Raw genomic sequence first — 11,872 nt, forward strand, 5'->3', positions numbered from 1 at the left:
TATCCTGAATTATTAGGTTTTTTATCATTATATTTTGATAAAATTGTAAATAACCTTAACACCTGCTAGTCTCAATGATACCAGAAGATAAATTTCGTGAAGAACCTGGTAACAACATTACTCTGGATTTAGAGGTACCTCAAAGGGGAAACATAAAAGTCCATTCTCAAATTATTAACGATTTAAGTTCTGGGATTTACAGTTCACCAGCAAGCTGTGTTAAGGAATTAATTAATAATTCGTATGATGCCGATGCGACCTTAGTGACCATTCGGGTTAAACCCATCGAAGATTCAATTACAATTATTGATAACGGGAGTGGAATGAACGCGCTTGATTTTGACCATAATTTTGCATGGATCAGCAAGTCCAACAAAAGAAATGATGGTGACCTTTCCAAACAGTTACAAAGGCCCTTAATCGGAAAAATTGGGATTGGCTTTATTGCGGTGAATGAACTGTGTGAAGAACTTGAAATCACGTCGACAAAAGCTGGTGAATCTTTTAAATTTACAGCGAACATCAATTTCAAAGACTTTTATGAAAAGGATGTATATACCGATGATGGAATTATAAAAGGAGCCTACGTTTTAGTAAATGAAGAAGAAGATGCGGAGGAACACTATACGATCATTAAGCTGCTCGGCTTAAAAGAATCTGTTAAAACCATCCTAGATAACAGGCAATATCTTGCTGAATTGAATAGATCAAAACACAAAGATTTTGATCTATCATTCTTTAAGAGCATGAAAGCTTTAATTGATTATCACACTACCAAGCATTTAAAATCGTTTAGCGAAGATAACGCCTATCTGCAATTCGTTATTGATCTCGCATCCTATATTCCCGTTGAATATATTGAGGGAGGGCCTTGCGAGAACAAAAATGATCAAATCATTAACCAGCTAGTTAAATTTCACCAATCGCTGAATTTCAAAGTCGATCTGGATGGTATGTTTCTCAAAAAACCAATTTTCCATTACATACGATCTTTATCAGCAGTTGAATCTTTTGACGAGTCAATTACTTCAGGTGCTGACACCATTAAATTCAAAGGATATTTTTATGTTCAACATGGATTATTAACGCCCCGGGAACTTAATGGCGTTTCCATCAGGATCAGAAACATTCCAATCGCTGAACAATACGGATTCGACCCGACTTTCATGAGATATCCCAATTATATGGATCAATTGTTTAGGAATTGGATCTCGGGGGAAATTTATGTTGAGAAGGGGCTTGAAGATGCGATGAATATCGACAGGAAGTCCTTTCGTGTTACACATCCACATTACCTGGCTTTGCAGGATTTTCTTCACAAATTTTTAAGAACCAAGGTCTTTAAAATCACGAATAACGAAATCTATGAAGTCGCGAAAGACGTGCGCGATGTCGCCACTACAAAGGCGACAAACGAAAGCCAAAAAAAGATTTTAAATACTGCACAGGTTACTTACGTTCCTAAAGCAAAGCCGAAGAGTACCGAAAAGAAAACACCAGTTTCAGCATCAAACAGTCCAATCCGCATCGTGAAAACATCGGAAAAACAAACGACAGTGGAGGTTGATGAATCGGCGGCAAAAAAATTCAAAAAGAAGGATTGGGAAGTTTTGGAAAATGTATTTCTAATTTTCGAAACAGCTTTTAATGAATGTAATGGCAACCCCGATGTGCTCAAAAAGATCTTTTATGAAAAAATAAATTCCTGGAAGGATATTAAATAAATATGGCCGAACCTTACCTGCACAATTCCAAGCATAAAGAATTCATTCGAGATAAATGGGTCGAATTTGCGTCATTAATGGCGGTTGAAAAGGATGGTCTGAAAATAATTACTTTTCCCGCTGAGGAAATGCATGATCTGAGATTGTTTGCGGAGAAAGGTCTGATTAGTTGGGAAGAAACGGAGACGGGGGCATTTTACATTACCAAAGGAAAAATTGTTTGCTTTGAAACCGTGGCAAAATTTTTTCGAACAATACGAACCAACTTAACAAACGCTACCGTAGAACAAACTGAAATTGGATCATATTTACGACAGAATTACAATGCGATTATGGGAGGCAGCGAAAAAGTGTTCCCCGTTGACGTGGTAAATCTTGATTATGATGGGAATATTTCTAAAAGCAAAGTTCCTATAGGGGAAGTATTCAACCTCGTTTTTGAATACCAGGCTAAACATGGAAGAGGTTTTTCGCTTTTTTTGACCTGGCCATATACGGAAGACGATGATCCAGAGGTTTACAAAGAAATGTTAAAGCAAACCATCGCTAACAATCTTGAAGACCCACGTGCCGTATCATTTAAGGATTTGTATGAAGCTAATCATCCCACTGTCGATGAATTGGATTATAATAAATTATCGGTAATTGGTGTTTCAAAAGTTATCGTTCAGAAGGCATCCCGCAATCAATTTAATTTGCACAAAAACGAATTTTATGTTTACGGCGAGAAAGATCGTCGTCAAATGTTTTCAATACTTTTGAACTTTGATTATCAGGGTGACGTGGCAGAACATGCACTTTACACAAAATGTGTGTCCAAAACCCTGGTAGATGTTATCGATCTGCGCGATGCAGCCGCTGAGGAAATTGCTCCTTAACCCCAACAAAATTGTTATTGCTAGCCTACGAGTTTAAATTTCGTGGGCCATTTTTATTTTTAAATACTAGCTGAGAAGACTAAAAATCTTCCAATATGAAAGTAATCGATGCCAAAAGAATTATATAAAATACACCAAATTGATGCCCGGGAAATTAATAAGCTTATTAAAAAACCAGTCGTTTCGGTTACAATTACATCACCCCCGTATTTTGATTTGAAAGACTACGGCTATGCCGAACAGATTGGGTTTGGCCAAAGTTATGATGCCTATCTAAACGATTTAGTCAAAGTTTTCACCAATGTTTTTAATTGCACTTTAGATACGGGAACACTTTGGGTAATCATAGACATGTTTCGAAAAGAGGGTGAGACAGTCCCATTGCCATTTGATTTCGCAAACAAGATCAAAGCCATTGGGTGGAAACTTCAGGAAGTTATTATTTGGGGAAAAGATAAAACTGTCCCCTGGGCTCATAAGGGGCAAATGAGAAACTCTTTTGAATATGTTTTGATGTTTTCGAAATCGGAAAACTACACATTTCATATTGATACTGTTCGCGACTATGAAGCATTAAAGAAATGGTGGGTGAAATACCCTGAACGATACAATCCCCGGGGGAAAACACCAGAAGCTATTTGGCATTTTGATATCCCGGTGCAAGGATCTTGGGGTAAGGGTTATATCCGGCATTTTTGCCCACTACCGGAAGAAATGATAGCGCAAATTTTGAAGTTGACAACTGTTGAGGGGGATGTAGTACTGGATCCATTTTCGGGAAGTGGGGCTGTACTTTCAAAAGCCGCTAATATGAAACGGCGGTATATCGGTAGCGAACTTAATCCGGAGTACATTCAAATGTTTGAAAATTATCTCCTGCAAACAGGTGAGGAAAAGCGTTTAGAATATGAACAGGGCGAACGGACTCTTTTACACCAAAACGTTTTTGAAGAGCTAATTTTAAAATTACGAGCGTTAAAATACGCACGAACTTTTTTTCAAAAGCTTAAAGATGCGAAGTTGGATGAAATCGCTTTGGTTTTTGTTGAAATGACCGATCAAGCCCCACAAAAAACGCATTTATTAATTGTGGTTAAATATCTGATCTTAGTACGGGATCAAAGTAAACTTCAGGAAATCGAACTTGCCACGCAGAAAATTATTGGCAAGGCACCACTTTCGAAATTTGGTATAGAACCTCTATTTCAATATGCAGGCAACTTCAATGATTTTTCGGTAATGTTACCGGAAGGTCAATTGTACGCATACACCAATAAAGCTACCCATTGTTATAAAAAAATTCTAAGTATTAGGGAGATCGGTGCCCTATCAAAAAATGAAGTTATTTTAAGTGAAATAATGGTAGATTTAAACGAGCAGGATTATGAATAATCAATATTAAATGGCGCAAACACCTAAACCTAAAGCCAAAGTAAAAGGCGGTACCAAAAAGGTTAAAGTTGTTCTTACTGAACAGCAGAAAGAACAAAGACTTCAGGAAAAGGAAATTCGGAATCTCATGTCTAACATTGGGTTCAAAAGAGCTCCTAGAATCGATGGTACTCAATTTGTTTATGAAGGAAGAACGTCTGAAATGGATGATATTTTTTATTATGAAAATATCGTTCTCCTTACAGAATACACAATTAAGAAAAGCGTTTCCTCACATTTAATTAATAAAAAAGTCATCTATGACAAAATCAAAGATGACGCAGGAGAGTTTATCAAATTCTTGCTGACTGAAGAAAAGTTTAAGCCCTTTGCAGACGCTTTTAACACGGATGTCTTATCAAAATATTCCATCAAACAACTTCAAATCCGAGTTCTTTATGCTTCTAAATATCAGATTCCATCAGAACATAAGTTGTTAGTTAACAATATTAAATATTTCGATTACCCAATTGTTAAGTATTTTGAAGGAATCGCTAAGGTGATCAAAAAAACAACCAAGCATGAGTTTTTTGATTTTTTAGAGATTAGCTTTACCAAAGTCGGCAATAATATTAAAGGCACATCTGTCGGATCGGCTGAGGATTTTTCTGGGCATATTTTACCGGAAGAGCATTCTTCATTTAAAGATGGATACAAGATTGTCTCTTTTTATATTGATGCAGAATCTTTATTAAAAAGATCTTTCGTACTTCGAAAAGAAGGATGGAGAAATACGGATAATGTAGGTCTTTACCAGCGGATGTTTGTTGCAAAGAAAATGCGAAGCCTCCGAAAGTATTTACATGATGAAAAACGTGTTTTCATTAATAACATAATCGTAACTATCCCAATAGATAAGATTCAATTATTTGACGATAATGAACTGGAATTAATCATTGATGATAACGGAATTATAAAAAACTCTGAAGAAACTAAAGTTCAGCCCACCGTAATTAAAATAGACAATGTTAGCAGCATTATCGGAATAATAGATGGGCAACATCGTGCATACTCGTACTACGAAGGAGACGATATATATGAGCCCTCCATCGCCAAACTACGAGGAATTCAAAATCTATTAGTCACTGGCATACTGTATCCCAAAAATGAAATTGAAGACAAAAGATTGAAATTCGAGGCAAAGCTATTTTTGGAAATTAATGCTACTCAATCAGGTGCTGCTTCGGGCTTAAAACAAGAAATCGAATATTATTTGGTGCCATTTTCCACAACTTCAATAGCTAAATATGTAATCAATCAACTCAATTTAGGTGGTCCATTGGGAACGATGTTTGAACAATATTCCTATGAAAAAGACAAAATTAAAACAGCATCAATTATAAGTTTCGGATTAAGGCCTCTTTTAAAACTTGATGGTAATGATAGCATTTTTAAAATTTGGTCAAATCCTAAAAAAGATCAACTGAGTAAAAAAGTTGAAGATTTTGCTCTTCTTCAGGAATATAAACAATTTAGTGTTAACGAAATTAGAAATATTCTTATTGGCTTTAAAGACAATATTTCTAAGGAGAAATGGATAATGAATAGAACTGAACCTGAAGCTATGCTAAATGTAACAACGATTAATGGAATGATCAATTGTTTAAGAATTCTTATTGAAAATAACAAAACCGGAGATGTTACATATTATAAATCCCAATTGGCTAATGTAGACAGCTTTAACTTTAAAACATACAAATCGAGCCAATACCGACAAATGGGGCAAGATTTATATAACAAATACTTCATATAACGTCTTAAAATGCCTTCTACAGATACTTTAATTTCTAAATCCAGCCGAGAATACCACCCATGGATTAACGTCGATACGCCAATTATCATGCAGCCTAAAATAATTTTAGGGAGTTTTCCAATTTGGTCATTGACAAAGCATGAATTTGACATAAATGATCAATCGCATTTCGTATCCAGTCGAATAAAAAAAACCGGCGAATTCCCTTTCTTTTATGGGAGTACAGTGAACCGTTTCTGGTCATGGTATAAAACCTATCTAGACCGGGATATTGAATTGTTAAATAAGGATAGCATTTTATCCAGTTTAAAAGCCAATCAAATCGGAATTACGGACGCCATTTTAAGTTGTACCCGCAAAGAAAAGTCAGCACTTGATAAAGACCTTTCAAAAAGGCTATATAACCACCGGTTTTTTACCTACCCACAGCCAGGTGAAGTGAAAAAGATTCTCTGTACGTCCAAAGGTGTGATGAATGAAATGCTGCTTCATAACGACTTTTTTCAGCAACATCGCCAGTTGCAGCTAGACGCAGCAGCAGCTTATCAATTTCAGGATCAATTTGTCAAAAACATCATGGGTGATCCGCAATTGATTACCAAACCAATCTTCACACAGATCGCCGTGGAAAACGGCGGAATAATCCAGTGTTTAGCATTGCCGTCACCGGGCAGTCCTTACAGAAGATTAATAGATTTTGGACTAGATAAAGTGGAGGCGCACAAGTATTTGGATAACTATCTTAAAAATGCTTTTGGTTGGTTGCAAACCTAACCAAACATAAAATAACGACATTCACTAATAATATAATTCTATCCATGGCGGACTATGATTTTTCTACGCTGAATAGCACTGATTTTGAAGAATTGGTTTGCGATTTATTGAATGCAGAAAATCAAAAATTAAATAATGGCATTGTTTATAAAACCTATCCGGAAGGGCGGGATCGAGGGATAGACTTTCGATATTCAAAAAGAAACAGACCTAATTACATAATCGGACAAGTAAAGCATTATCGCAAGTCCGATGCTGCAAAACTTATTCGCGACCTAAAAAAATCAGAAAAAGACAAAGTAGTTAAACTTGCACCCAAAAGATATATCTTTCTTACTTCCTTAGAGTTGACACTCGGCGAAATCGATAAAATATATGATATATTTTCGCCCTATATCCAATCGCTGAGTGACATTCACGATAGAAAGTCGCTTAATAGAATGTTGCTGGACAATTCTCACATAGTTGACCGACACTTCAAACTTTGGTATTCAAATACCGATGTTTTGAAGAGGATTTTACATTTCGAACAAATTGGTCGATCGCTTGAATTCACTGAAGATTATTTAAAAAAGAAGCTAAATCTGTATGTAGAAACATCGGATCTTGTAGAAGCTAGAAAAACATTAATCAAAAATAAGTTTATCATAATCACGGGTGATCCGGGTACAGGTAAAACTACTTTGGCTGAATTGCTTGTTTATGAGTACATAAAAGATGGTTATTCATTAACCTATATCCATGATGATATCAGAGATATTGAAAAACTTTTAACGCCATCCGATCAAAAACAAATATTTTATTTTGACGATTTCTTGGGACATAATGCAATAGAGATTGAGAAAGCCAAAGGGGCAGAATCAGCTTTAATCGCAATTTTGAAACGTATTATCCGTCAGGAAAATAAGCTCGTTGTTTTAACAACAAGAAACTTTATTTTAACTGGCGCGGTTGAACAATCTCAAAAGCTTAAAGATTTCAATATCGGGAAATATACAGCACTTATTAATTTGTCATCCTATCGGGAAAGTGTAAAAGCACAGATGCTGACTAATCATGCCGAATACGCTGAATTAGATGAAGAGTTGAAAAGAGTCCTCTCTGAGCATAAAATCAAGAAATTTATCGTTAGTCATAAAAATTTTTCTCCACGATCATTAGAGTATATAACCATGATTGATAAGGTGGCAGATTTATCTCCGATTCAATTTAAAAATTTCATCATTGAGAATTTCACAAATCCAGATGAAATATGGCGAATGGCTTATCTACAACAGATCGATGAATTTCAACGTTTAATAATTAATACAATGTATAGTTTGGGCGACGATGTTGCTGTTGAAGTCCTAGAGAAAGCTTTTGATCACAGGTTGTCTTATGAAGTTAAGCATAACAACTTTGTTAAACCCATGTTCATATATAGATCAGCATTTAAGAAGCTGTATGGTAGCTTTATAGTGCGTAGTAATTTCGGGGAACAAAGGGAATATTTTAAATTTAATAACCCTTCGTTAGTGGATTTTTTAAATAATTTTATTCTATCAAATCAGGATGAAATTCAAAGAATTACATTTTCTGCTAAATATGCTATTCAGTTAACAAAAAGGTTTTATAAGCTCTATGATGAACCAAAGCAACTGGAAATGCCTTCGATATTAAAAGATCGATTATTAAACCTTGACTTTGAAATTGAGAATTATCAAGACTATGATCATTTAATCATCTTCTTCCTATTAATCCGTTATGTAGGGACGAAAGATGCGATGGATAAAGCATGTGACCTCCTGAAAAATATTGAAGATTATGCGGAAGTATTCGAAGATAGTTTTATTCTCAGCCAATTTAAATCCTTTATAGGTGAAGTCGATAATCCAAAATTAATAGAGGCACTAAACGATATAGGTATGGAATTGTTTGAGCCTATGCTTGACGATGAATATGACTTAGAGGAAATCATTAAAACCTGCCAAGTTATCGAACGAAAGTTTTCTATAAAACCAGAACTATTACTCAGTGGAACGGTGATCAGCACAAGAGGTCGAATTCGCGAAATCTTCTTTAATGACTTAGAGATGGACTTGGACGACTTGAAAAGAGATATCATTTTCGAAAATGAATTGGAAGAGGTGCAAGATAAATACCTCAGTTATGCCAAAGCCTTGACTTATTATGGGATATGGATACCAAGCTTCGATAGTTACTTTGATTACCAGGATTGGATTGAAATAATCTCTACTAACCAATATAGATACGCCCGAGATTCAGATAAAACTTAATGTTTTCTATTATAGCCATTGTTGGGCTCAAAATTGTGGCCTAAAGTGCTTTTTTGCGGACTAAAGGGATGGATTTTCGCACTTTTGATAGGTGGATTGTTAATTTATTAAACGTCAATTAATCCGCTGCATATATGTAAAAAGCTGCCTTTGCATTAAAATTTTGGCAAGTTAAAAATGCAGTTTTTGTTAAGATTTTCAAGCAACTCTGCCGCCCATAATCTTCTGTTATTTTTAACCGGTTAAAAAATCTTTCGACAGAAAAATTTATTTTAAATAAGCTATAATCTCTTAGTACTATGCTATTCGTGGTATTAACGACGAGCAATAGATAACTATTTATTATCATCACTATTAGCGGCAAATTTTCCAACTAATAAATTTAACATTATGATTACCAATTATTGACCTGCCCGATCAATTCAGTTGACTTCATATCAGGATAATGGATTTCCACATATTCCTTAAAAGCCTTGACCGTATCTTTATTATCCCACTCCATCGCTGTCAGGCATAGCATCGGCCATTTTTTAACTTCTTTCATAAAACCGTAAACGGGTAGATAAGGAGGAGCGTAGTAAAACGAGTTTTCTATGAGCTTATCATAAAGGGTTTTATTGAGGGCCCTGTTCAAATCCCTCACTACATCATAGGCGATGGTAGATTTACTGCCTTTCTTTATCGTTTCCGCCAGCGCAGGCAGCCCTTCGTCATAAAAGAAAGTGTACAGGTAATCTATAAACCCGCTTTCCAGTTCGTCACACAAGTCTTTACTGTAATAGGCGTATTCTTTTTTAAATACGTCAAGTGAGAAATTGTCCGGATGTTTTTGCACAATGAATTTAATAACCTCGGTTTCCATGCCGATCACCTGTAGTAAGCCCGGCCCTTCTGCAATACTTGTCCCAGGAATTTTAAGGAAATATCTTTCTTTAGCAAATAACTCGAAATAATAGCTTTTGAAAAAGATGGTTTTACGCTCATAAGTAACCTGTACATACAGCGGATGGGTCATCAAGCCGTGGAAATCGACCTGTTTTAACCTGTCATTCAGGTATGTTTTATAACTTATTTTCACTTTTTTTAAAAATAATTTTTGATGTGTTTTGATTGCTTTTGGCTTTTTCCTTTTGAAATTAGTTACTGATCATGCAATAAATACCATCAAAAATAATCAATTGGAATTAACCACTTTCTCTGAACAGCGATGCAAACATAGTCATTTGTTTTGACATATTTTATATTGTCAAAACATTACTTTACATTTGTTTTGTACAAATATCATTGCCGCTTCATCCAATCTATGGAATATCCAAACCATTGCCTGAACAGGCAACGGGTAGAAGAATATTTATTATTAAAGCATTAAGGAATGACAGCAATCGAATTAATTACAAAAGAAGATTTAAAGGCCTTTAAGCATGAACTGCTAAATGAGTTCAAGGCTATCCTTCAGTCGGGAAAGGTGGAACCTAAACAATGGCTAAAAAGTGCGGAGGTCAGGAAGGTATTAAAAATATCGCCTGGTACTTTACAGAACCTGCGTATTAACGGCAAGCTTAGGTTTAGCAAAATTGGCGGGATGATGTATTACAAAATGGAAGACATCCAGAAATTATTGGAAGGCGGCAGCGAATGATCAAAATAGCAATCCACCACAAAATTTCAGCCTATGGCAAAACAGTCAGGCGAATGGGCAAAGACCGTCGGCTGATGGCTACCCATATCAGCCTGTTCACAGCCTTATTCGTACAGTGGCAACGTAATAATTTTATCAGTCCCTTTCCGGTTACCCGGAAAGAACTGATGGCTTATTCAAGGATAGCATCGGTAGCGACCTATCACAAGTGCATCCGGGAATTGGACGAATTTGGTTATATCCGTTATTACCCATCCTATCACCCAACCAAAGGCAGTCTTGTTGACTGGCCGGAGGACGCCGACGAAAACAGATCTACTGATCGATTGAGATAGTGGTACAGCGATCGATTGAGATAGTGATATGGCGATAGTCAGATAGACCGATAAACAGATACGATGAAGTCACACCACGAACAATTAATCCAAAGCGACAATCCCGATACGAATCTTCTAACCAGTTCCCGGCGAAGTGGGAGCTCGTTCGGCAGGAGCCCGTTACGGAGTAACGGGTTCTTAAAAGCCCCCAGTTATTTCAAACCACATACGCTTATGAACAGCAATTTTTTAGGCGCATTTTTTTATGAAAGTTATGGTAGACCGCGCGATAGGTATTCGTCCTTTTTTTGAAGAAAAAAGGAGCAAGCGGAAGTTGGGCAGAGCCCTACTTTGCTTGCCCTACGCTATCGCTACGGGGTTTTGCGTATCCTCCGGGGATACTTTACCGCGTTTTTACCGGCAAAAAAGAATAATACAGGATACCCGGCGGTATCCTGTATAGAGGTATTTAAAGGCTTATAGGTCTATACAGCCTTATGCCAACAAATGAAATTAAGCAATGGAAGATATTAATGTAAGATCAGTAAGATACCCTGTTGTGGTTGACCAGAAATTTGAAAAGATCGCCCTTAAACTGGGGCGGACAAAGCGGCAGGTCTTTATTCAAATGGTCGATTATTTTTATAAAAGCAAGAAAGATCCAGTGGACCTGAATGATGAGGTGCTAAAAAACACGCTGTTAAAAAACCACCAGCAATATATTGGTTTTATTAAAACGCAGGAAAATATGCTGCTGGTTCCAATCAAAATATTGATAGACAGAATCGGTGAATCGCAGCGGCAAATCATCGAACGCTTTAACACCGAGGTATTACAGCACAATGTAGATGTGCTGAACAATCAACATGCCCAGGCAGGTGTGTTCAGTGAAATAGGCCGGTTGATGGATGTAATAGCAAAAAGTCAGAAAAGTAAGGAGACCCTGAAAACGCAGTTTATGTCGATACTGGAAAGCTATATCAGGTCAAGAGAGGCGTTTACCATGATGACATCGGGAAGGGAAAAAGATGAACTAATTGCTATGGTTAAAGACCAGGTGCGAACATTATAATAGTAAAT

General features: G+C 36.3%; 10 protein-coding genes. 9 read left to right on the forward strand and 1 reads right to left on the reverse strand.

What is annotated here, in order from left to right; genetic code table 11:
• The first annotated feature begins 74 nt into the window (after positions 1–74).
• The 6 genes from JN11_RS04085 (at position 75) to JN11_RS04110 (ending at position 8,836) form a co-directional block, all read left to right on the forward strand.
• Complete coding sequence (locus tag JN11_RS04085; protein ID WP_144909894.1) at positions 75–1,724, forward strand: ATP-binding protein; 1,650 nt, start codon at positions 75–77, stop codon at positions 1,722–1,724.
• Between the two features lie 2 nt (positions 1,725–1,726).
• On the forward strand, positions 1,727–2,602 hold the full coding sequence (locus JN11_RS04090) for a hypothetical protein (protein WP_144909896.1): 876 nt from the start codon (positions 1,727–1,729) through the stop codon (positions 2,600–2,602).
• A 108-nt stretch (positions 2,603–2,710) separates the two neighbouring features.
• A complete protein-coding gene (locus JN11_RS04095; protein WP_144909898.1) occupies positions 2,711–3,994 on the forward strand; it encodes a DNA-methyltransferase in 1,284 nt (427 codons plus the stop codon).
• 10 nt (positions 3,995–4,004) lie between these two features.
• Positions 4,005–5,786 carry a ParB N-terminal domain-containing protein gene (locus JN11_RS04100; protein ID WP_211360641.1) on the forward strand — a complete coding sequence of 594 codons (1,782 nt, stop codon included), beginning with the start codon at positions 4,005–4,007 and terminating at the stop codon, positions 5,784–5,786.
• Between the two features lie 9 nt (positions 5,787–5,795).
• Complete coding sequence (locus JN11_RS04105) at positions 5,796–6,560, forward strand: uracil-DNA glycosylase family protein (RefSeq protein ID WP_144909900.1); 765 nt, start codon at positions 5,796–5,798, stop codon at positions 6,558–6,560.
• A 44-nt stretch (positions 6,561–6,604) separates the two neighbouring features.
• A complete protein-coding gene (locus JN11_RS04110) occupies positions 6,605–8,836 on the forward strand; it encodes an nSTAND3 domain-containing NTPase (protein WP_144909902.1) in 2,232 nt (743 codons plus the stop codon).
• A gap of 394 nt (positions 8,837–9,230) precedes the next feature.
• On the opposite strand, the gene JN11_RS04115 is transcribed toward JN11_RS04110, so the two are convergent.
• On the reverse strand, positions 9,231–9,914 hold the full coding sequence (locus tag JN11_RS04115; protein ID WP_144909904.1) for a hypothetical protein: 684 nt from the start codon (positions 9,912–9,914) through the stop codon (positions 9,231–9,233).
• Positions 9,915–10,208: 294 nt separating this feature from the next.
• On the opposite strand from JN11_RS04115, the gene JN11_RS04120 reads away from it, so the two are divergent.
• From JN11_RS04120 to JN11_RS04130, 3 genes are all read left to right on the forward strand, one after another.
• Positions 10,209–10,475: a helix-turn-helix domain-containing protein gene (locus JN11_RS04120; protein WP_144909906.1), complete on the forward strand. Its 267-nt coding sequence runs from the start codon at positions 10,209–10,211 to the stop codon at positions 10,473–10,475.
• Positions 10,472–10,810 (forward strand): hypothetical protein, encoded by a 339-nt coding sequence (locus JN11_RS04125; RefSeq protein WP_144909908.1) that lies wholly within the window; start codon positions 10,472–10,474, stop codon positions 10,808–10,810. The genes JN11_RS04120 and JN11_RS04125 overlap by 4 nt, the downstream gene beginning before the upstream one ends.
• 502 nt (positions 10,811–11,312) lie before the next feature.
• Positions 11,313–11,864: a BfmA/BtgA family mobilization protein gene (locus JN11_RS04130; RefSeq protein ID WP_144909910.1), complete on the forward strand. Its 552-nt coding sequence runs from the start codon at positions 11,313–11,315 to the stop codon at positions 11,862–11,864.
• Positions 11,865–11,872: the final 8 nt, after the last annotated feature.

This window comes from Mucilaginibacter frigoritolerans (assembly GCF_007830615.1).
Classification (GTDB): domain Bacteria; phylum Bacteroidota; class Bacteroidia; order Sphingobacteriales; family Sphingobacteriaceae; genus Mucilaginibacter; species Mucilaginibacter frigoritolerans.